The sequence below is a fragment of the Streptomyces griseoruber genome (assembly GCF_001514205.1).
Classification (GTDB): domain Bacteria; phylum Actinomycetota; class Actinomycetes; order Streptomycetales; family Streptomycetaceae; genus Streptomyces; species Streptomyces griseoruber.
The window spans coordinates 388,877-409,007 of record NZ_KQ948763.1 but is presented as its reverse complement, the minus strand read 5'-3'; the positions used below and the strand labels follow the sequence as shown (position 1 = coordinate 409,007).

19 protein-coding genes and 2 pseudogenes are annotated in these 20,131 nt (G+C 71.9%); 16 read left to right on the top strand and 5 right to left on the bottom strand.

Going from position 1 to position 20,131, the window contains the following annotated elements:
- Window positions 1-276 precede the first annotated feature (276 nt).
- The 14 genes from AQJ64_RS01740 to AQJ64_RS01680 all read left to right on the top strand — a co-directional run bounded on the left by AQJ64_RS01740 (window position 277) and on the right by AQJ64_RS01680 (window position 13,443).
- Window positions 277-1,569 (top strand): GAF domain-containing protein, encoded by a 1,293-nt coding sequence (locus tag AQJ64_RS01740; protein ID WP_059202343.1) that lies wholly within the window; start codon window positions 277-279, stop codon window positions 1,567-1,569.
- A gap of 244 nt (window positions 1,570-1,813) precedes the next feature.
- Window positions 1,814-3,142, top strand: coding sequence for a hypothetical protein (locus tag AQJ64_RS01735; protein ID WP_059202342.1), 1,329 nt, complete (start codon window positions 1,814-1,816; stop codon window positions 3,140-3,142).
- A 120-nt stretch (window positions 3,143-3,262) separates the two neighbouring features.
- A complete protein-coding gene (locus tag AQJ64_RS01730) occupies window positions 3,263-3,835 on the top strand; it encodes a GNAT family N-acetyltransferase (protein WP_055637402.1) in 573 nt (190 codons plus the stop codon).
- 151 nt (window positions 3,836-3,986) lie between these two features.
- Complete coding sequence (locus AQJ64_RS51965) at window positions 3,987-4,070, top strand: putative leader peptide (RefSeq protein WP_309500612.1); 84 nt, start codon at window positions 3,987-3,989, stop codon at window positions 4,068-4,070.
- Between the two features lie 147 nt (window positions 4,071-4,217).
- A complete protein-coding gene (locus AQJ64_RS01725; protein WP_055637401.1) occupies window positions 4,218-5,915 on the top strand; it encodes a nitrite/sulfite reductase in 1,698 nt (565 codons plus the stop codon).
- Window positions 5,912-6,091 (top strand): hypothetical protein, encoded by a 180-nt coding sequence (locus AQJ64_RS01720; RefSeq protein ID WP_055637400.1) that lies wholly within the window; start codon window positions 5,912-5,914, stop codon window positions 6,089-6,091. The genes AQJ64_RS01725 and AQJ64_RS01720 overlap by 4 nt, the downstream gene beginning before the upstream one ends.
- Complete coding sequence (locus AQJ64_RS01715; RefSeq protein WP_055637399.1) at window positions 6,088-6,798, top strand: phosphoadenylyl-sulfate reductase; 711 nt, start codon at window positions 6,088-6,090, stop codon at window positions 6,796-6,798. Before AQJ64_RS01720 ends, AQJ64_RS01715 begins: the two co-directional genes overlap by 4 nt.
- A gap of 45 nt (window positions 6,799-6,843) precedes the next feature.
- Window positions 6,844-7,380, top strand: a complete 537-nt coding sequence (gene cysC, locus AQJ64_RS01710) for an adenylyl-sulfate kinase (RefSeq protein ID WP_055637403.1) — start codon at window positions 6,844-6,846, stop codon at window positions 7,378-7,380.
- Window positions 7,377-8,312 carry a sulfate adenylyltransferase subunit CysD gene (cysD, locus tag AQJ64_RS01705; protein WP_055637398.1) on the top strand — a complete coding sequence of 312 codons (936 nt, stop codon included), beginning with the start codon at window positions 7,377-7,379 and terminating at the stop codon, window positions 8,310-8,312. The genes cysC and cysD overlap by 4 nt, the downstream gene beginning before the upstream one ends.
- Before the next feature lie 2 nt (window positions 8,313-8,314).
- Complete coding sequence (locus AQJ64_RS01700; protein ID WP_055637397.1) at window positions 8,315-9,649, top strand: sulfate adenylyltransferase subunit 1; 1,335 nt, start codon at window positions 8,315-8,317, stop codon at window positions 9,647-9,649.
- 234 nt (window positions 9,650-9,883) lie between these two features.
- Window positions 9,884-11,011 carry an aliphatic sulfonate ABC transporter substrate-binding protein gene (locus AQJ64_RS01695; protein ID WP_055637396.1) on the top strand — a complete coding sequence of 376 codons (1,128 nt, stop codon included), beginning with the start codon at window positions 9,884-9,886 and terminating at the stop codon, window positions 11,009-11,011.
- Window positions 11,012-11,046: 35 nt separating this feature from the next.
- Complete coding sequence (locus tag AQJ64_RS01690) at window positions 11,047-11,826, top strand: ABC transporter ATP-binding protein (RefSeq protein ID WP_055637395.1); 780 nt, start codon at window positions 11,047-11,049, stop codon at window positions 11,824-11,826.
- Window positions 11,813-12,694, top strand: a complete 882-nt coding sequence (locus tag AQJ64_RS01685; protein WP_055637394.1) for an ABC transporter permease — start codon at window positions 11,813-11,815, stop codon at window positions 12,692-12,694. Before AQJ64_RS01690 ends, AQJ64_RS01685 begins: the two co-directional genes overlap by 14 nt.
- An 8-nt stretch (window positions 12,695-12,702) precedes the next feature.
- Complete coding sequence (locus AQJ64_RS01680; RefSeq protein WP_055637393.1) at window positions 12,703-13,443, top strand: sirohydrochlorin chelatase; 741 nt, start codon at window positions 12,703-12,705, stop codon at window positions 13,441-13,443.
- Between the two features lie 46 nt (window positions 13,444-13,489).
- Here AQJ64_RS01680 and AQJ64_RS01675 read toward each other — a convergent pair whose 3' ends face one another.
- Together AQJ64_RS01675 and AQJ64_RS01670 are read right to left on the bottom strand one after the other, a co-directional pair.
- Window positions 13,490-14,500 (bottom strand): ketopantoate reductase family protein, encoded by a 1,011-nt coding sequence (locus AQJ64_RS01675; protein ID WP_055637392.1) that lies wholly within the window; start codon window positions 14,498-14,500, stop codon window positions 13,490-13,492.
- 63 nt (window positions 14,501-14,563) lie between these two features.
- Window positions 14,564-15,112 carry a DUF1697 domain-containing protein gene (locus AQJ64_RS01670; RefSeq protein WP_055637391.1) on the bottom strand — a complete coding sequence of 183 codons (549 nt, stop codon included), beginning with the start codon at window positions 15,110-15,112 and terminating at the stop codon, window positions 14,564-14,566.
- 246 nt (window positions 15,113-15,358) lie between these two features.
- Here AQJ64_RS01670 and AQJ64_RS01665 point away from each other — a divergent pair, with 246 nt between their 5' ends.
- Window positions 15,359-17,611: an MMPL family transporter gene (locus AQJ64_RS01665; protein ID WP_055637390.1), complete on the top strand. Its 2,253-nt coding sequence runs from the start codon at window positions 15,359-15,361 to the stop codon at window positions 17,609-17,611.
- A gap of 30 nt (window positions 17,612-17,641) precedes the next feature.
- Here AQJ64_RS01665 and AQJ64_RS01660 read toward each other — a convergent pair.
- Window positions 17,642-17,940: pseudogene (locus AQJ64_RS01660) on the bottom strand (hypothetical protein); the annotation flags it as partial.
- Window positions 17,941-17,986: 46 nt separating this feature from the next.
- A pseudogene (locus AQJ64_RS50440) lies at window positions 17,987-18,269 on the bottom strand (glycosyl transferase); the annotation flags it as partial.
- A 167-nt stretch (window positions 18,270-18,436) separates the two neighbouring features.
- Between AQJ64_RS50440 and AQJ64_RS01650 the strand changes: the two are divergent.
- Window positions 18,437-19,300 (top strand): phosphotransferase enzyme family protein, encoded by an 864-nt coding sequence (locus tag AQJ64_RS01650; RefSeq protein WP_055635153.1) that lies wholly within the window; start codon window positions 18,437-18,439, stop codon window positions 19,298-19,300.
- Window positions 19,301-19,313: 13 nt separating this feature from the next.
- On the opposite strand, the gene AQJ64_RS01645 is transcribed toward AQJ64_RS01650, so the two are convergent.
- Window positions 19,314-20,039: a 3'-5' exonuclease gene (locus AQJ64_RS01645; RefSeq protein ID WP_055635154.1), complete on the bottom strand. Its 726-nt coding sequence runs from the start codon at window positions 20,037-20,039 to the stop codon at window positions 19,314-19,316.
- Window positions 20,040-20,131: the final 92 nt, after the last annotated feature.

The following is a 20,131-nucleotide window of genomic DNA, read 5'->3' as shown; positions in this document are numbered from 1 at the left end:
GGTGCGGGGGTGGTGCTGCGCCGACACGGCACCACCCCCGCGGCTTTGGCCCTGCGAGGCCAGAATCGCCGCTCGGGACGGCGTGGCTCAAGTTTCGGACACGGTGTGGATGTTCACCAGGGTTGCAAGGGGTTGCAACTTGTGGGCGGTTGTGACCGGAGTGCACCCCTCCGGCCGGGGCGGGCGGCAAGATGGGGGCCTTCGGCACGACTGGAAACAGTCGGTGCGGAAACCAGACAATCGGTCGTCCTGTCCGTGCCCTTTCGGGAGGCTCCTGTGGCCCACTCGCCGATGAACGTGTCCCGGCTCGCGGCCGTCGACGCCGCGCGGGCGGCGCGGGTGCTCAACGAGGTGCGTGACGCGCGGCTGGCCGGCCGGCGGGCGCGGGTGGCGCCGCGTCCGGTGATCGAGCAGTCCTGGGAGCGGATGCTGCGCGGCGGGGTGGATCCGGAGCACGGTTTCCCGCCGGGGACGCTGGGCGCGGACGAAGTGCGGCGGCTGCGGGAGGAGTCGCCGCTCAGGGAGGTGCTTCCGGTGCTGCGCGAGGGGCTGTTGTCGGTGGCGGACGTGGCGCAGCACATCATGGTGGTCGCCGACGAGGCGGGCCGGGTGCTGTGGCGGGAGGGCTGTCCGCCGGTGCTGCGCAGGGCGGACGGGCTGGGGCTGGAGCCGGGCGCGGACTGGGGCGAGGGGGTGGTCGGCACCAACGGGGTGGGCACTCCGGCGGTGGTGCGGCGGCCGGTGCAGGTGTTCGCCGGTGAGCATTTCGTTCGGTCGCACGGGAGCTGGACGTGTGCGGGGGCGCCGATCTGCGATCCGCGCAACGGGCGGCTGCTCGGGGTGGTCGATGTCAGCGGGCCGCTGGAGACGATGCATCCGGCGACGCTGGCCTGGGTGGAGACGGTGGCCAAGCTGGCCGAGGCGCGGCTGCGGGAGCTGCACATGGGGTCGCTGGAGCGGCTGCGGGCGGTGGCGGCGCCGGTGCTGGCCCGGTTGGGCGGCCGGGCGGCGGTGGTGGACGGGGACGGCTGGACGGCGGCGGTGAGCGGGATGCCGTACGTCAGCCGGATCGCGCTGCCGAAGTCGCCCTCGGCGGGGCGGCGGTGGCTGCCGGCGCTCGGGCTGTGCACGCTGGAGCCGCTGGCCGGCGGCTGGTTGGTGCGGTCGGTGGACGAGGCGGGCGGGCGGGCGCCGGGGGACGCCACCCGGATCGTGCTGGATGTGAGCCGGTCGCGGCGCTGGTCGGTGACGGTGTCGGGCGGGGCGGGCACCTGGTCGCACGAACTCAGCCCGCGGCACGCGGAGTTGCTGTATCTGCTGGCGGTGCACCGGGGTGGGCGCAGTGCGTCGGGGCTGGCGGAGGACATGTTCGGCGATCCGGCGCGCACGGTGACGGTGCGGGCCGAGATGTCGCGGGTACGGCGGTATCTGGGGGGTTTCCTGGAACACCGGCCGTATCGTTTCTGCGAGGAGGCGGAGGTCCAGGTGCTCCGGCCGGCCGACCGGGCGGGGCTGTTGCCGCACTCGACGGCGCCCGCGGTCCTGCGGGACCGGACCGGCACACCGTGACCGGTCGCCGGGTGGCACCGGATGCCAGGAGTGCGCCGTTTGCGGCCGGCCGGCACACACGCTGTGGCAAACGGGTTCCGCACTGTAGCCGGAATGCTGCACCCGGTGGCATCTTCCGCATATTTGCGCGGTCTTCGTCCGGGACGGCCCCCCTCTGCCGTAGCATCCCTCTACGGGTCACCCCACCTGCTCCTCGGTCAACGTACGGATCATCAGGCGCAGTTGGCCCGCCTCGGGAGGACGAATGAGACAGCGCGGCCGACATCGCCGACGTAGGCGGGGCAGAGCGGTACGGGCCTTCCTGGCCGGGACCGCTCTCGCCCTCACCGCCGCCGCCACTATGATCAGCGCCTCCCAGGCCACGGTCACCGACGAGGGCCCCGGGGCCCTGAAGCCGCTGGCCGCGGCCACCGGGACCGGGCGGCCGGGGCTGACGCAGGACATGGTGCCGCAGGCCGATCTGAACCGGCTGGCGGGCGCGATGGGCACGCCGGTCGGGGTGGGCACCGTGCTCGCCCACGCCGACGGTGCGCTGCGTGACGCGGACGACTGCTCCACGGCCGAACGCGCGGACCTTCCGGTCTCCCCCGCGGCCACCCGGGCGTACTGCTGGAACAGCGGCGACACCGAGGGCTGGCAGCCGGGCGCGGTCACCACATCGGGTGACGCCGACGACGACGGCGTCTGGGGCAGCAACCGGGTCGTGCTCTCCGCCTGGTCGGCCACCGGCGGCACCTCGGCCGACCAGGGCCTGGCCCGGGTCGCGTTCGTCGACGCCAACGACCTCGGCCGCCTCTCGTACACCTGGGTGCTGCTGGCCGTACCGGTGGACGGCGGCCGGGACTACCGGGGGCTGGTCTCCCATGTCTCCGGGATGGTCTGGTACCAGGACAAGCTGCTGGTCACCGCCGACGACGGGGACGCGGCCGCGCTGTACGTGTACGACATGAACCGCGTCCAGCGCGCCGACGTCATCGGCGAGGCGGTCGGCCGCACGGACGGCGGCTGGTCGGCGCACGGCTCCCGGTTCGTCCTGCCGGCCGTCGGCTCCTACCGGCTCGACGGCACGGGCACCCCGCGGCCCACGACCATCTCCCTCGACCGCAGCACCGCCCCGGACACGCTGGTCGCCGGCGAGTGGACCCTCGACGGCGGCGACCGGGTCGCCCGGCTGTGGCGCTTTCCGTTCAGCACGGCCGCCGGCCACGCGGGCCTGCTCGCCCCCGGCGCCGACGGGCGGGCGCGGGTGTCGGAGGCGTACGAGACGAAGCTCACCGGTGTGCGGGGCGTGCTGTCGTACGGCGGCGCCTGGTACGTGAGCCGGGCGGCCGGGGCCGGGGAGCGGCACGGTGTGCTGTGGCGGCAGACCACCGCCGAGAAGGACGGGGCACGGGCCGCGGAGTGCGGCACCGCCGGGTCGCACACCTGCTGGAGCACCCGCACGGAGTCCCTCTCCTACTGGGCGGAGACCGGCGAGGTCTGGACCCAGTCGGGCCGCGTGCTGTTCGCCACACCCCTGTCCACGCTCGCGAGCACGGCCTCGGACCATCCGGCGGGCATGCCGGCCCAGTAGGAAGCGGGAGCGGCCGGCCCGGGCGCACGGCCGGGGCGGACCGCTGCGGACCGGCGGTGCGGCGGTTCGGCCGGTGGACCGCGATCGACAGACCCTTGGCCGCGATGATTCCCTGACCGCATGACCAACATCCCCGTGACCACCTGGTCCCTGGAGCAGACCTCCCCGACCGATCTCCTCCCGGCCGCCGCGCCGGAGGGCGACGTCCGGATCGTCCGCGCCGAGGTGCCCTCACCCGAGTTCAGCCGCTTCCTCTACGCCTCCGTCGGCGGCGACATCCGCTGGATCGACCGGCTGGGCTGGTCGTACGGGCGCTGGGCCGAGCATCTGGCGCGCCCGGGGGTCGAGACCTGGGTCGCCCACGACCACGGCACGCCCGCCGGGTACGTGGAGCTGGAGCCGCAGGACGACGGGGTCGTGGAGATCGTGTACTTCGGGCTGATCCCCGCCTTCCGGGGACGGCGGATCGGCGGGCATCTGCTGTCGTACGGGGCCGCCCGCGCCTGGGACCTCGGGGACCGCTGGCCGGGCCTGTCGCAGACCAAGCGGGTGTGGCTGCACACCTGCAGCCTGGACGGCGAGCACGCCATGGCCAACTACCAGCGACGGGGTTTCAAGCTGTTCGACACCAAGGTGGAGGAGCAGCCCGAAGTGTCCGCGCCGGGCCCCTGGCCTGGTGCGCAGGCCGGCTGACCGGGCCGCGCATACCGGTTCTGACCTGCGGGGACAAGGGGCCGTGCGCGCCATGTGATCGAGGACACCCGTGTCTCACATCTCGGGACAAGGGTGTCCACATGGCGGATAAAGCTGGACTGTGTCCAGATCGCCGTGCCACGCTTCCGTCATGTCTGGAACTGGGATTGCCTTGGTGAGTCGGCGGCACGTCGACCTCGGCCGCATGTCCAGCGCCATCTGTCCGGCGGGCTGACAGCACAGCGCCGCCGAGTCTCCTGATCCAGCCTTCCCTCCGCCTTTCCCTGCTTTCCCCCTGCGCAACGACGCGCACATATCCCCCCATGCGCCCGTACGCGCAGGTCAGAGCCGCTTTCCGCCTGTCCCGAAGGACGTATTCACGATGGCCGCCACCCCACAGAACCCTGCCGCCTCCGCGCCCCGCCGCAAGGTGAGCCGTCACCGCGGCGAGGGGCAGTGGGCCATGGGGCACCACACCCCGCTCAACGGCAACGAGCAGTTCAAGAAGGACGACGACGGTCTCAATGTGCGGACACGCATTGAGACGATCTACTCCAAGCGCGGCTTCGACTCGATCGACCCCAACGACCTGCGCGGCCGGATGCGCTGGTGGGGGCTGTACACCCAGCGCAAGCCCGGGATCGACGGCGGCAAGACCGCGATCCTGGAGCCGGAGGAGCTGGACGACAAGTACTTCATGCTGCGGGTGCGCATCGACGGCGGCCGGCTCACCACACAGCAGCTGCGGGTGATCGGGGAGATCTCGCAGGAGTTCGCCCGGGGCAGCGCGGACATCACGGACCGGCAGAACATCCAGCTGCACTGGATCCGCATCGAGGACGTCCCGGAGATCTGGAACCGGCTCGAGGCCGTCGGCCTGTCCACCACCGAGGCCTGTGGTGACTGCCCGCGTGTCGTGATCGGCTCGCCGGTCGCGGGCATCGCCGAGGACGAGATCATCGACGGCACCTGGGCGATCGACGAGATCCAGCGGCGGTACATCGGCAGCAAGGAGTTCTCCAACCTGCCGCGCAAGTTCAAGTCCGCGATCTCCGGCTCCCCGCTGCTGGACGTGGTGCACGAGATCAACGACATCGCGTTCGTCGGTGTGGAGCACCCCGAACACGGCCCGGGCTTCGACCTGTGGGTCGGCGGCGGCCTGTCCACCAACCCCAAGATCGGCGTCCGGCTCGGCGCCTGGGTGCCACTGGCCGAGGTCCCCGAGGTCTGGGCCGGGGTGATCGGCATCTTCCGGGACTACGGCTACCGCCGGCTGCGCACCCGCGCCCGTCTGAAGTTCCTGGTCGCCGACTGGGGCGCGGAGAAGTTCCGCCAGGTGCTCCAGGACGAGTACCTCAAGCGCACGCTCGTCGACGGCCCCGCGCCCGCCGAGCCCACCTCGCGCTGGCGCGACCACGTCGGGGTGCACCGTCAGCAGGACGGCAACTTCTACGTCGGGTTCGCCCCGCGCGTCGGCCGGGTGGACGGCGCCACCCTGGCGAAGATCGCCGACCTGGCCGAGGCCCATGGCTCGGGCCGCGTGCGGACCACCGTCGAGCAGAAGATGATCATCCTCGATGTGGTGGAGGACCAGGTCGAGTCGCTGGTCGAGGCCCTCCAGGCGCTGGACCTGACCGCGAAGCCGTCCCCGTTCCGGCGCGGCACCATGGCCTGCACCGGCATCGAGTACTGCAAGCTCGCGATCGTCGAGACCAAGCAGCGCGGCTCCTCCCTGATCGACGAGCTGGAGCGACGACTGCCGGACTTCGACGAGCCGCTGACCATCAACCTCAACGGCTGCCCGAACGCCTGCGCCCGTATCCAGGTCGCGGACATCGGTCTCAAGGGCCAGCTGGTCCTCAACGGAGACGGCGAGCAGGTCGAGGGCTACCAGGTGCACCTGGGCGGCGCCCTGGGCCTGGAGGCCGGCTTCGGCCGCAAGGTCCGCGGTCTCAAGGTGACCTCGGAGGAACTGCCCGACTACGTCGAGCGGGTGCTGAGGCGCTTCCAGGCGGAGCGCGAGGACGGCGAGCGTTTCGCCGTCTGGGCCGCCCGCGCCGGTGAGGAGGCCCTCTCATGAGCGAGCGGGCCGCCCCCTTCCACTGCCCCTACTGCGGCGACGAGGACCTGCGACCGAACGAACAGGGCCACGGCGCGTGGGAATGCGCGGCATGCAACCGCGCATTCCAGCTGAAGTTCCTCGGGCTGCTGGCCCGGGGCGTTCAGCGCACCGACACGGGAGGGGACCGGATATGACGACGGTTCAGGAAGGCCGTACGACCGAGGAGTTGAAGGCGCTCGCCGAGCGGGCGGGCCGCGAGCTGGAGGACGCCTCCGCGCTGGAGATCCTCCAGTGGGCGGTGGACACCTTCGGCAAGGGCTTCTGTGTGACCTCCTCCATGGAGGACGCGGTGGTCGCCCATCTGGCGTCCCGGGTCCTCAAGGGCGTGGACGTGGTGTTCCTCGACACCGGCTACCACTTCCCGGAGACCATCGGCACCCGCGACGCGGTCGAGGCCGTGATGGACGTCAACGTCATCACCCTCACCCCGCGCCAGACGGTCGCCGAGCAGGACGCCGAGTTCGGGCCGAAGTTGCACGACCGCGACCCCGACCTGTGCTGCAAGCTGCGCAAGGTGCGGCCGCTCGAGGAGGGGCTCGCGGGATACCGGGCCTGGGCCACCGGCCTGCGCCGCGACGAGTCCCCGACCCGGGCGAACACCCCGGTCGTCGGCTGGGACGAGAAGCGGCAGAAGGTCAAGATCTCGCCGATCGCCCGCTGGACCCAGGACGACGTCGATGCGTACATCACCGAGCACGGCGTACTGTCCAACCCCCTGCTGATGGACGGCTACGCCTCCGTCGGCTGCGCCCCCTGCACCCGCCGGGTCCTCGAAGGCGAGGACGCACGCGCCGGCCGCTGGGCGGGGCGCGCCAAGACCGAGTGCGGACTGCACGGCTGACCCCCCATGACTGTGCCTACTGTGCCTACGACATTGGAGAACCACGTGACGACCGGAGCCACCGTCTGGCTCACGGGTCTGCCGAGCGCCGGCAAGACCACCATCGCGTACGAGCTGGCCGGCCGGCTGCGCGAGGAGGGCCACCGCGTCGAGGTGCTCGACGGCGACGAGATCCGCGAGTTCATCTCCGCGGGCCTCGGTTTCAGCCGTGAGGACCGGCACACCAATGTGCAGCGCATCGGCTTCCTCGCCGAACTGCTCGCCCGCAACGGCGTGAAGGCGCTCGTGCCGGTGATCGCCCCGTACGCGGACAGCCGGGAGGCGGTGCGCAAGCGCCACCAGGAGGGCGGGGCCGCGTACCTGGAGGTGCATGTGGCGACTCCGGTCGAGGTGTGCTCCGTACGCGATGTGAAGGGCCTGTACGCCAAGCAGGCGGCGGGTGAGCTGACCGGGCTGACCGGTGTCGACGACCCGTACGAGTCGCCCGAGTCGCCCGATCTGCGGATCGAGTCCGAGAACCAGACCGTGCAGGAGTCCGCGGCGTCGGTGTACGCGCTGCTCAGCGAGAGGGGTTTGGTGTGACGACCGTCGCCACGGCCGAGGAGGGCACCGCCCGTCCGTACGCCCTCAGCCACCTGGACGCGCTGGAGTCCGAGGCGGTGCACATCTTCCGCGAGGTGGCGGGCGAGTTCGAGAACCCGGTGATCCTGTTCTCCGGCGGCAAGGACTCCATCCTCATGCTGCACCTCGCGCTGAAGGCGTTCGCCCCGGCCGCGATCCCCTTCTCGCTGCTGCACGTCGACACCGGCCACAACTTCCCCGAGGTCCTCGAGTACCGCGACCGCGTCGTCGCCCGGCACGGGCTGCGGCTGCATGTCGCCCCGGTGCAGGACTACATCGACCGCGGAGTGCTGCGCGAGCGGCCCGACGGGACCCGCAACCCGCTCCAGACCCTCCCGCTCACCGAGAAGATCCAGGCGGAGAAGTTCGACGCCGTCTTCGGCGGCGGACGGCGCGACGAGGAGAAGGCCCGCGCCAAGGAACGGGTGTTCTCGCTGCGCGACGAGTTCTCGCAGTGGGACCCGCGCCGGCAGCGGCCCGAGCTGTGGAACCTGTACAACGGCCGCCACGCGCCCGGCGAGCACGTCCGCGTCTTCCCGCTCTCCAACTGGACCGAGCTGGACGTCTGGCAGTACATCGCCCGCGAGGACATCGAGCTGCCCGACATCTACTTCGCGCACGAGCGGGAGGTGTTCCAGCGGTCCGGTATGTGGCTGACCGCCGGTGAGTGGGGCGGGCCCAAGGACGGCGAGACCGTCGAGAAGCGCCTCGTGCGCTACCGGACCGTCGGTGACATGTCCTGCACCGGTGCCGTCGACTCCGACGCGGTGACCCTGGACCAGGTCATCACCGAGATCGCCGCCTCCCGGCTCACCGAGCGCGGCGCCACCCGCGCCGACGACAAGCTCTCCGAGGCCGCGATGGAAGACCGCAAGCGCGAGGGGTACTTCTAGCCATGAGCACGATCACCGCCGAGGAGCTCTCGGCCACCACCCTGCTGCGGTTCGCCACCGCCGGGTCCGTCGACGACGGCAAGTCCACCCTCGTCGGCCGGCTGCTGCACGACTCCAAGTCCGTCCTCACCGACCAGCTGGAGGCCGTGGAGCGCGCCTCGGCCGGCCGCGGCCAGGAGGGCCCGGACCTCGCCCTCCTCACCGACGGGCTGCGCGCCGAGCGCGAGCAGGGCATCACCATCGACGTGGCCTACCGCTACTTCGCCACGACGAAGCGCCGGTTCATCCTCGCCGACACCCCCGGCCATGTGCAGTACACCCGCAACATGGTGACGGGTGCCTCCACGGCCGAGCTGACGGTGATCCTGGTCGACGCCCGCAACGGCGTCGTCGAGCAGACCCGCCGGCACGCGGCGATCGCCGCCCTGCTGCGCGTCCCGCACGTCGTCCTCGCCGTCAACAAGATGGACCTGGTCGACTACCGGGAGTCCGTGTTCGCCGCGATCGCCGAGGAGTTCACGGCGTACGCGTCCGAACTGGGCGTCCCGGAGATCACCGCGATCCCGATCTCCGCGCTCGCCGGCGACAACGTGGTGGAGCCCTCCGCCACCATGGACTGGTACGGCGGCCCGACGGTCCTGGAGCACCTGGAGACCGTCCCGGTCAGCCACGACCTGGCGCACTGCCACGCCCGGCTGCCCGTGCAGTACGTGATCCGGCCGCAGACCGCCGAGCACCCCGACTACCGGGGCTACGCGGGCCAGATCGCCGCCGGCACCTTCCGGGTGGGCGACCCGGTCACGGTCCTGCCGTCCGGCCGCACCTCGACGATCTCCGGGATCGACCTGCTGGGCGCGCCGGTGGACGTGGCGTGGACGACGCAGTCGGTGACCGTGCTGCTCGCGGACGACATCGACGTCTCGCGCGGTGACCTGATCGTGCCCAGCAAGGACGCGCCCGCGACCACGCAGGACGTGGAGGCGACCGTCTGCCATGTGGCCGACCAGCCGCTGACCGTCGGTCACCGGGTGCTGATCAAGCACGGCACCCGCACGGTCAAGGCGATCGTCAAGGACATCCCGTCCCGGCTCACGCTCGACGACCTGTCCCTGCACCCGCACCCGGGACAGCTCGCCGCCAACGACATCGGCCGGGTGAAGATCCGCACCGCGGAGCCGCTGCCCGTGGACTCCTACGCGGATTCGCGCCGTACGGGATCGTTCATCCTGATCGACCCGGCCGACGGCACGACGCTGACCGCCGGCATGGTCGGCGAGTCGTTCGCCTCCCCCGAGCCCGTCAAGGACGAGTCCGACGACGACGGTTGGGACTTCTGACATGAACCCCAGGGATTTCTACGGGTCGTTCGCGAAGGAGGGCGGCCGGGTCGGCAGCGGCTCCCTCGGCAGCGGACAGGGCGGAGTGGCGCGATGTGTGCGCTGACGTACGCGCACTGCCTGCGCGCCCCGTCCCCCCACCCGACGTCCCGGAAGCGACGAAGACCCCTTGCCGACCACCCGGCCACGACCTGAAAGACCGTGACCGCCGGGCCAACGAGAGGAAAACCTCCCGTGCCTGCCAACCGCGCAGCCCGCTCGACGATCCTTCGCCGCGGCCTCGCCGCCGTAGCCGCTCTCCCCCTCCTCACGCTCGCCGCCTGCGGCTACGGGTCCGAGGCCAAGGACACCAACAAGAACGAGAAGGTCGCCGCCGGGGCGGAGAAGATCGACGGGCTCGACACCGTCAAGATCGGTTACTTCGGCAACCTGACCCACGGGACCGCGCTGGTCGGCCGTGAGCAGGGCATCTTCCAGAAGGAGCTCGGCGCCACGAAGGCCTCCTACGCCACCTTCAACGCCGGCCCTTCGGAGATCGAGGCGCTGAACGCCGGGTCCATCGACATCGGCTGGATCGGCCCCTCCCCCTCGATCAACGGCTACACCAAGTCCGACGGCAAGTCCCTGCGGATCATCGGCGGTTCGGCCTCCGGCGGCGTGAAGCTCGTCGTCAACCCGGACAAGATCAAGTCCCTCAAGGACGTCAAGGGCAAGAAGATCGCCACGCCTCAGCTCGGCAACACGCAGGACGTGGCGTTCCTCAACTGGATCGCGGACCAGGGCTGGAAGGTCGACGCGCAGAGCGGCAAGGGCGACGTCACCGTCGTGCGCAGCGACAACAAGGTGACCCCGGACGCCTTCAAGGCGGGCTCGATCGACGGGGCGTGGGTGCCGGAGCCGACCGCGTCGAAGCTGGTCGCCGAGGGCGGCAAGGTGCTCCTCGACGAGTCGACGCTGTGGCCCGACCAGAAGTTCGTGATCACGAACATCATCGTGTCGCAGAAGTTCCTCACCGAGCACCCGAAGGTCGTCGAGGCCGTGCTGAAGGGCTCGGTCGAGACCAACAAGTGGATCAACGCCAACCCGGACGCGGCGAAGGCGGCGGCGAACAAGCAGCTGGAGGCGGACTCCGGCAAGGCACTGCCGGCGGACGTCCTGGACCCGGCGTGGAAGTCGATCCAGTTCATCAACGACCCGCTGGCCTCCACCCTCAACACCGAGGCGGAGCACGCCGTCAAGGCGGGTCTGCTGGAGAAGCCCGACCTCAAGGGCATCTACGACCTGTCGATCCTGAACAAGGTCCTCAAGGCCGAGGGTGAGACCGCGGTCGACGACGCCGGTCTCGGCGTGAGCGGCAGCTGACCGAAGTCCCGATGAGTTCCCAGGAGGTGACGACCATGAGCACGACCCTCGCCAAGGCCGCAGAAACGGTGGAGTACGCGGCACGCCTCGATCACGTGTCGAAGTCCTTCGCAGGACCGGGCGGACAGCAGCTCGTCCTGGACGACATCACCCTCGATGTCGCACCGGGCGAGTTCGTCACCCTCCTGGGGGCCTCGGGCTGTGGCAAGTCCACCCTGCTGAACCTGGTGGCGGGGCTGGACCAGCCCTCCGCCGGGTCCATCACGACCGACGGCCGTCCGGCGCTGATGTTCCAGGAGCACGCCCTGTTCCCCTGGCTCACCGCCGGCAAGAACATCGAACTCGCCCTGAAGCTCAGGGGAGTTCCCAAGAACGACCGGCGCGCCCGCGCCGAGGAGCTGCTCGAGCTCGTCCGGCTGAAGGGCGCGTACGGCAAGCGGGTGCACGAGCTGTCCGGCGGGATGCGCCAGCGGGTCGCGCTGGCCCGCGCGCTCGCCCAGGAGAGCCAGCTGCTGCTGATGGACGAGCCGTTCGCGGCCCTCGACGCCATCACCCGGGACGTGCTGCACGACGAGCTGACCCGGATCTGGACCGAGACCGGCCTGTCGGTCCTGTTCGTCACCCACAACGTGCGCGAGGCGGTGCGGCTCGCGCAGCGGGTGATCCTGCTGTCGTCCCGGCCCGGCCGGATCGCGCGCGAGTGGGTGGTCGACATCCCGCAGCCGCGCCGTATCGAGGACGCCCCCGTGGCGGAACTGTCCCTGGAAATCACCGATGTCCTGCGTGGGGAGATCCGCCGTCATGGCCAGCACTGAGACCAAGTCCGCCGCGGACAGCGGCAGCGTCGAGGCCGGTCTCGACGCGCTCGACGGCGTCACCGCCGCCGGCCGCACGCCCTTCGCGCGCACCTTCGTGGACAAGATCCTGCCGCCGGTCCTGGCGACCGTGCTGCTGCTGGTCGTCTGGCAGATCGCGTTCAAGGTGGTCGACGACCCGGCCAAGCTGGTGGCCCCCGGGGACGTCTGGCAGACGCTCAAGACGGCCTGGCTCGAGGGCAAGCTGCTCGGCTACATCTGGACCAGCGTCTCGCGCGGCCTGCTCGGCTTCCTCTTCGCGCTCGCCATCGGCACCCCGCTGGGGCTGCTGGTGGCGCGGGTGAGGTTCGTCCGGGCGGCGATCGGCCCGATCCTGTCCGGGCTCCAGTCCCTGCCGTCGGTGGCGTGGGTGCCGCCGGCCGTGCTGTGGCTGGGTCTGAACAACTCGATGATGTACGCGGTGATCCTGCTCGGCGCGGTCCCCTCGATCGCCAACGGGCTGGTGTCCGGCGTCGACCAGGTGCCGCCGCTGTTCCTGCGGGCCGGCCGCACCATGGGCGCGACGGGCGTCAAGGGCACGGTGTACATCACGCTGCCGGCCGCGCTGCCGGGCTATGTGGCCGGTCTGAAGCAGGGCTGGGCGTTCTCGTGGCGGTCGCTGATGGCGGCGGAGATCATCGCCTCCTTCCCCGACCTCGGCGTGGGCCTCGGCCAGCTCCTGGAGAACGGCCGCAACGCCAGTGACATGGGAATGGTGTTCGAGGCGATCCTGCTGATCCTGTTCGTCGGCATCGCCATCGACCTGCTGATCTTCAGTCCGCTGGAGCGGTGGGTGCTGCGCAGCCGCGGTCTGCTGGTGAAGGGCTGATCCGCGGGATGGGCACCGGGCCGGTCCTCCTCGTCATCGCCCACGGCAGCCGCGATCCGCGGCACGCCGCGACCGTGCACGCCCTCGTGCGGCGGGTACGGTCGCTGCGGCCGGGGCTGCGCGTGGAGACCGGCTTCCTGGACTTCACCCTCCCTTCCGTGCACGGGGTGCTGGAGTCCCTGGCGGCCGAGGGCGTACGGGACGTCGTCGCCCTCCCGCTGCTGCTCACCCGCGCGTTCCACGCGAAGGCCGACATCCCCGCGGTCCTCAGGAACGCGCCGCCGCAGCTGCGGATCCGGCAGGCCGAGGTGCTCGGCCCGTCGCCGCTGCTGCTGCGGGCGCTGGACCGACGGCTGTACGAGGCGGGCCTGACGCCCGCCGACCGGTCCTCGACCGGGGTCGTGCTGGCCTCGGCGGGGTCCACGGACCCGGAGGCGATCGCAGTGATCGCAGCAATCGCGCGGGAGTGGCGGCACACCGGTTGGTGCGCCGTGCGGCCTGCGTTCGCCTCCGCATCCCTGCCGCGCACCGAGGACGCGGTGCGCGCCCTGCGCGAGCTGGGCTGCGCACGCGTCGCCGTCGCGCCGTACGTCCTGGCGCCCGGCTTCCTCCCCGACCGCATCGCCCGCGGCGCGGCCGGCGCGGACGTCCTGGCCGAGGTCCTGGGCCCGGCGCCCGAGGTGGCGCGGCTGCTGCTGGAGCGGTACGACGCGGCACGGATGCCGGCGCTCACGGCGGTCGGGGCCTGAGCGGTCGCCGCCACGGGGCGTAGGGGGAACCGGCGCGCGGCGCCGCTCAGCCGCTGACGGTGTCGGCCAGGCGTACCAGCTCCTCCACCGGCAGCGCCCCCGGTGCCTTCCGCTCCCGCGCGAATTCGTTCGCCAGCCGCTGGAGGAGTTCGTTCAGCGGGGTCGGTACGCCGTGCAGCCGGCCGAGGAGGACGATCTCGCCGTTGAGGTAGTCGGCCTCGATGGTGCCGGCGCCCCGGCTCAGGGACTGCCAGGAGGAGCCGCCGCCGCGCGGGACTCCGTCGAGGGGGACGAGGGTGACCTTGTCGCCGCGCACGGCCCGCTGTTCCCCGGGGCTCGCATGCGCGATGCCCGCCGCGTCGAGCACGGCCGCGCCCTCCGCCCGGACCCGGGCGAACAACGCCTCGGCCCGCGGGTCGCCGACCAGGCCGCCGGTCACCGCCTCCAGCGCGTTGCCCAGGTTGGACAGCAGCTTGGCGTACTGCCAGCGGGCCACGTCCTCGACGACCGGTGCCTCGAAGTGCGCCTTCTCCAGGTCGGCGGCGATCCGGCGGGCCGTGTCGTCGGTGCCGTGCGGGTGGCGGCCGAGGTGGAGGATGCCGGTGAGCGGGCTGCCGGCGGCGGAGACGACGCCGGGCTCGACATGGGTGGAGGGCAGCCAGACGCAGACGCCGTACACCTGCCGGAAGCGGCGCAGGGCCAGGCGCTGGCTCTCGACCCCGTTCTGCGCGCAGACCAGCGGCAGCCGCTCGGCGGCCGTGCCGCCGCCCTCGACCGGGGCCGGGCCCCAGGTACCGAGGGCCGCCTCGCTGTCCTGGGTCTTCACGGCGAGGACGAGGACGTCGTCGGCGCGCAGCACGCCCAGTTCCCGCGGTCCGCCGACGACGGGCAGCCGCTGCGTCAGCTCGCCCTGCGGCACCCTCAGCCGCAGCCCGCCCTCCTTCAGCGCCGCCGCGTGGGCGCCCCGGGCGACCAGGACGACCTCCTGTCCGGCCTCCGCCAGCCGTCCGCCGACGGTGCCGCCGACCGCCCCTGCCCCGATGATGATGTAGCGCATGGGACGAGCCTCGCACAGACGGTGGCGCGGTCGTACGTCCGTACGATCACCTGACCGGTCGGGTCACGATTCCGTCAGCTCCACCAGCTTCACCACCGTGTTCCAGTTCCGGGTCGTCGCCACCAGCCCCTTGGTGAAGCGGGGCCTGGACAGCATCTCCCCGAGCTTGGATCGGCCGAGGCCGTCGGGGGCGTACAGGTACAGCGCGCGGTCGCCGAGGCGGAACTCCTCCGGGAGGTGGGCGGCCCGGTCGATCTCCGCGAAGCGCTCGGCGCCGACGGGTGCGGAGAAGTAGGTGACGTGGAGCTGCTTGGGCTGAAGGCCGGCGGCCGGGAACGGGCAGGCCTCGGCGATCGTCTTCAGGTACGCGTGGTCGCGGACGAGCACGTCGACGTCGAAGCCGAACTCCTCCGCGATCGCCGCGGCCAGTTCGGCGGCGAGGCTCTCCTCGTCGCCGTGGGCCGAGGAGAAGACCGCCTGGCCGCTCTGGAGATAGGTGCGGACGTCGCCGTATGCGAGCCCTTGCATGAGGGCGCGGAGGTCGGCCATCGGGAGCTTTCTGGCTCCGCCCACGTTGATCCCGCGCAACAGGGCCGCGTACGTCGTCGTCATGCCCCTCACCCTAGGGTCCGGGGGCGGTGGCGGCGGAGCCGAACCCTGGTTCCCGTCCCCTAGATCACAAGATAGATGTAGGGGGCCACCTCCTCCCCTGCGGTGAGCCGCCCCGCTCCGAGGGGAGGACCCCGGTGGCCCGCACTTCACCGGACAGCACGACGAGAAGGCTTTATCCGGCCCATACCTTCGAATCGAAAGGTGGCGGCAGGGGGCTGCCACCGCTCACGAGGGGGCAGGCCCGTCATGGCACATGGAGATACGCGGGTACGGGGCCTGGCGGCCCGGGCCGGCGGCTGGAGCGCACGCCACCGATGGGCCGCCGTCGGCATCTGGGTGCTCTTCGTCGTCCTGGCCATGGGCATCGGGTCCGCGATGGGCACGGTCGAGGTCAAGGACAGCGACCAGCTGAAGGGCGAGACCCACACCGCGGCCCGGATCATCGAGGACGCGGGCATCGAGGAGCCGGCCGGCGAGACCGTGCTCGTCCAGGCGAAGGACGGGTCGCTCAAGGCCACCGACGCCGAGTTCCGCTCCGCGGTCGCCGCGGTCGTCACGGCCGTCGAGGGGACCGGCAGGGTCACCGACGTGACCTCGCCGTACGACACGGACACGATCTCGAAGGACGGGCGCAGCGCGCTCGTGCAGTTCGACATGCGCGGTGACTCCGACACCGCCGGCGAGCGGGTCGAGCCGGTGCTGAAGGCGGTCGCCGGGGTGCAGAAGGAGCACTCCTCGCTGCGGATCGAGGAGATCGGCGGCGCCAGCATGATGAAGACGTTCGACGACGCGTTCGGCGACGACTTCCAGCAGGCCGAGTACTCGGCGGTGCCGGTGGCGCTGGGCATTCTGCTGATCGCGTTCGGCGCACTGGTGGCCGCGCTGCTGCCGGTGGCGCTGGCGCTCACCGCGATCATGGCGACGACCGGTCTGATGGCGATCGTCAGCCACGTCCAGCCGATGGACGACACCGCCAGCTCGGTGATGCTGCTGGTGGGTCTGGCCGTGGGGGTCGACTACTGCCTGTTCTATCTGCGCCGGGAGCGCGAGGAGCGGGCCGCGGGGCGGGACGCGGGGACCGCGCTCAGGATCGCGGCGGCGACCAGCGGCCGGGCCGTGATCGTCTCCGGGGTCACCGTGTGCGTGGCGATGGCGGGCATGCTGTTCACCGGGCTCGCCGGGTTCGAGGCGATGGGCCTGGCCTCGCTGATGGTGGTGGCGGTCGCGATGGTCGGTTCGGTGACCGTGCTGCCCGCGCTGCTGTCGCTGCTCGGCGAGCGGGTGGAGAAGGGCCGTCTGCCGTTCCTGAAGCGGCGCCGCGCGACCACGGTCAACGAGGGCAGCCGGTTCTGGTCGGCCGTCCTCAAGGGGGTGCTCGCCAAGCCCGTCGTCGCCGTGGTGGTCGCGGCCGGCGCGCTGCTGGCCGTCACCGCTCCGGCGCTCGGCATGAAGACGCAGAACCTCACCCTGGACCAGGAGTTCGGCGACTCGCTGCCGATCGTGCAGACGTACAACCGGGTCAACGAGGCCTTCCCGGGCGGTTCCGAGCCGGCCACGGTCGTCGTCAAGGCGGACGACATCAACTCCTCCCAGGTGAAGGACGCGCTCGCGCGGTTCAAGGAGCAGGCGGTCTCCTCGGGTGCCTCGCGCGGCCCGGTCGAGATCAAGCTGCACGACGCGCAGAACGTCGCCTTCGTCTACGTCCCGCTGGTCGGCGGCTCCGACCAGGACAAGGCGGGCGCGAGCCTGGACACCCTGCGCGACGAGGTGCGGCCGGCCACGCTGGGCAAGGTCGACGGGGTGCAGGCGCCGATCACCGGTCAGGTCGCGGGCAACCAGGACTTCAACGACCAGTTGGTCGGCTCGGTCGTCCCGGTCTTCGCCTTCGTGGTGGTCTTCGCCTTCCTGCTGATGCTGCTGTCGTTCCGCTCGCTGACGGTCGCGATCACCTCGATCGTGCTCAACCTGCTGTCGGTGGGGGCCGCATACGGCATCCTGGTCGCCGTCTTCCAGCACGGCTGGGGTGCCTCGCTGGTGGGCGCGGAGGGCGTCGGCGCGATCATCACCTGGCTGCCGCTGTTCCTCTTCGTGATCCTGTTCGGTCTGTCGATGGACTACCACGTCTTCGTGGTGTCGCGGATCCGTGAGGCGCGGATGCGGGGCCGGAGCACCAACGAGGCCATCCAGCACGGTGTCGTCACCACGGCGGGTGTCGTCACCAGCGCCGCCGTCATCATGGTCGCCGTGTTCGCGATCTTCGGGACGCTGTCCATGCAGTCCATGAAGCAGATGGGTGTGGGCCTCGCGGCGGCCGTGCTGATCGACGCGACGATCATCCGGGGTGTGCTGCTCCCGGCGGTGATGGCGCTGCTCGGTGAGCGCAACTGGTACCTGCCCGGCTGGCTGGGCTGGCTGCCGGACATGACGCACGACGAGTCGCCGGAGGCCGTCGTGGGCGGGGCCGCACGCGACGACGAGGGCGAGCGGCTGCCCGTCTGATCCCGGCTTCACGAACCGGGGGCCCGTCGGTCACAGGGGAACCGACGGGCCCTCCTCGCGTGTCCGTGCGGACCACCGGCGCCGGGCGGGCAGTTCGGCCTCGATGAGGTCGGCCGCCCGCCGGGTGCCGCCCTCCCCGGCCGTCTCCGCCCGAACCCTCGTGAGGCGGCGGGCGACCTCGGGGTCGTCGACGAGCGCGAGGGCGGCCTCCCGCAGCGCCTCGGCGGTCGCCGCCTCCGTGTCCAGCCGCCGTGCGCCCCCGAGCCCGGTCAGCATGTCCGCTTGCCGAACCGGTCCACGGCCTGCGGTACGGCGATCACCGGCGTCGCCCAGGGGAACCGACGGGCCCTCCTCGCGTGTCCGTGCGGACCACCGGCGCCGGGCGGGCAGTTCGGCCTCGATGAGGTCGGCCGCCCGCCGGGTGCCGCCCTCCCCGGCCGTCTCCGCCCGAACCCTCGTGAGGCGGCGGGCGACCTCGGGGTCGTCGACGAGCGCGAGGGCGGCCTCCCGCAGCGCCTCGGCGGTCGCCGCCTCCGTGTCCAGCCGCCGTGCGCCCCGAGCCCGGTCAGCATGTCCGCTTGCCGAACCGGTCCACGGCCTGCGGTACGGCGATCACCGGCGTCGCCGTGGCCGGCCCCTCCTGGCTCGGTCCCACTCCGCCGGCCCTCTTCACCGCTGCCGCCCCCACCCCCCCCTCACGCTCGCTGTTCGTTCCGGTCACCCACCCCTGCCCGACGACCATGACGAGGTCCGGCATCTCCTCAAGGGCCTCACCTGTGGGAATGCGAGACTGGCCGGGATCGACCGAGGACACGGAGGCGGACGATGGACGAGGCAAGGGCGCGGGACGTACTGGCCGGGGCGGGGGTGCTGCCCGGTCCGGCGCGGAACGCGCGGCTCCTCGCCCTGGGGGAGAACGCGGTGTTCGCCGCCGGTGACCTGGTGGTGAAGGTGGGCCGGGACGCCGAACTCCTGGACCGGGCGCGGCGCGAGCTGGACATCGCCGCCTGGCTGGCGGAGGCCGGCGTCCCCGCCGTACGGGCGGCCGGGGCGGAGCCACTGCTGGTGGAGGGGCATCCGGTGACGGTGTGGCACCGGCTGCCCGATGCCGTACGCCCCGCCGAGCCACGGGATCTGGCCGAACTGTTGTGTTTGGTGCACGCCCTGCCCACCCCCTCCTTCGGTCTGCCGGCCCGGGATCTGCTGTCGGGGGTGGAGCGCTGGCTGCGGCTCGCCGGTGACGCGATCGACCCGGCGGACGCGGCGTATCTGCGCGAGCGCCGTGACGGCTTCGCGGCGGCCGCCGCCGCACTGGTCCCCCACCTGCCGCCGGGCCCGATCCACGGCGACGCGCTGCCGCGCAATGTGCACATCGGCCCCGACGGCCCGGTCCTGGTCGACCTGGAGACCGTCTCGGCGGATCTGCGGGAGCACGATCTCGTGGTGATGGCCCTCTCCCGCGACCGCTACGGCCTGCCCGCCGACGCCTACGACGCCTTCACCGGGGCCTACGGCTGGGACGTACGGGAGTGGGAGGGCTGTGCGGTGCTGCGCGGCGCCCGGGAGACGGCGAGCTGCGCCTGGGTCGCCCAGCACGCGCCCGCCAACCCCAAGGCGCTGACGGAGTTCGAGCGCAGGGTGGCGTCACTGCGGGACGGGGACGCGGCGGTGCGCTGGTACGCCTTCTGAGCGGCGACAGGGCCTAGCCGGCGGGGCTGTCCGCCGGCTCCCGCAGCGGCCAGGCCCCGTCCACCACCGCGTCCGTCTCGCCCTTGCGGCGCAGGAAGTTCTGGAAGTCCGCCGCCCATTCGGCATACCACTCGATCTGGCGGCGATGCAGCTCCGCCGGGCCGAGGGCGCCGACCTTGGGGTGGCGGACGGCTATCGCGCAGGCCAGCCGGGCGGCGGCGAGGGCGTCCGCGGAGGCGTCGTGGGCGGAGTCGAGCGTGACGCCGTACTCCGCGCAGACCGCTTCGAGGTTGCGCTTGCCACGGCGGTAGCGGTCGGCCCAGCGGTCGATGGTGTACGGGTCGACGACCGGCGCCGGCTCCCGGCCGCCCAGGCGGTCCTGGAGCGAGGGCAGGTGATGGCGGCGCAGTTCGGCGGAGAGCAGGGTCAGGTCGAAGGCGGCGTTGTAGGCGACGACCGGGACGCCGGTGCGCCAGTATCCCGTCAACACCTCGGCGAGGGCGTCCGCGACGCGGTCGGCGGGGCTGCCCTCGGCGGCGGCCCGCTCATTGCTGATCCCGTGCACCGCGACGGCGTCCGCCGGGATCTCCACTCCCGGGTCCGCCAGCCATTCCCGGCGCCCGAGGACCAGTCCGTCCCTGACCTCGATCACGGCGCCCGTGACGATGCGCGCCTCGCGCGGATCCGTCCCGGTCGTCTCCAGGTCGAAGCCGACGAGCAGCTCCCGGTACCAGGCCATGGTGGCCCCCCTTCTTGGTGGTGCTTCCCCCAGTGGTCTCCACCTTCGCACGGGGCACTGACAATCAGAGGACCGCGTTCCGCTTTCCGCCC

Coding starts and splice junctions, on each gene's coding strand:
- AQJ64_RS01735 (WP_059202342.1), top strand. CDS start 1,814: ATGAGACAGCGCGGCCGACATCGCCGACGTAGGCGGGGCAGAGCGGTA.
- AQJ64_RS01730 (WP_055637402.1), top strand. CDS start 3,263: ATGACCAACATCCCCGTGACCACCTGGTCCCTGGAGCAGACCTCCCCG.
- AQJ64_RS51965 (WP_309500612.1), top strand. CDS start 3,987: ATGTCTGGAACTGGGATTGCCTTGGTGAGTCGGCGGCACGTCGACCTC.
- AQJ64_RS01725 (WP_055637401.1), top strand. CDS start 4,218: ATGGCCGCCACCCCACAGAACCCTGCCGCCTCCGCGCCCCGCCGCAAG.
- AQJ64_RS01720 (WP_055637400.1), top strand. CDS start 5,912: ATGAGCGAGCGGGCCGCCCCCTTCCACTGCCCCTACTGCGGCGACGAG.
- AQJ64_RS01715 (WP_055637399.1), top strand. CDS start 6,088: ATGACGACGGTTCAGGAAGGCCGTACGACCGAGGAGTTGAAGGCGCTC.
- AQJ64_RS01700 (WP_055637397.1), top strand. CDS start 8,315: ATGAGCACGATCACCGCCGAGGAGCTCTCGGCCACCACCCTGCTGCGG.
- AQJ64_RS01690 (WP_055637395.1), top strand. CDS start 11,047: ATGAGCACGACCCTCGCCAAGGCCGCAGAAACGGTGGAGTACGCGGCA.
- AQJ64_RS01685 (WP_055637394.1), top strand. CDS start 11,813: ATGGCCAGCACTGAGACCAAGTCCGCCGCGGACAGCGGCAGCGTCGAG.
- AQJ64_RS01680 (WP_055637393.1), top strand. CDS start 12,703: ATGGGCACCGGGCCGGTCCTCCTCGTCATCGCCCACGGCAGCCGCGAT.
- AQJ64_RS01675 (WP_055637392.1), bottom strand. CDS start 14,500: ATGCGCTACATCATCATCGGGGCAGGGGCGGTCGGCGGCACCGTCGGC.
- AQJ64_RS01670 (WP_055637391.1), bottom strand. CDS start 15,112: ATGACGACGACGTACGCGGCCCTGTTGCGCGGGATCAACGTGGGCGGA.
- AQJ64_RS01665 (WP_055637390.1), top strand. CDS start 15,359: ATGGCACATGGAGATACGCGGGTACGGGGCCTGGCGGCCCGGGCCGGC.
- AQJ64_RS01650 (WP_055635153.1), top strand. CDS start 18,437: ATGGACGAGGCAAGGGCGCGGGACGTACTGGCCGGGGCGGGGGTGCTG.
- AQJ64_RS01645 (WP_055635154.1), bottom strand. CDS start 20,039: ATGGCCTGGTACCGGGAGCTGCTCGTCGGCTTCGACCTGGAGACGACC.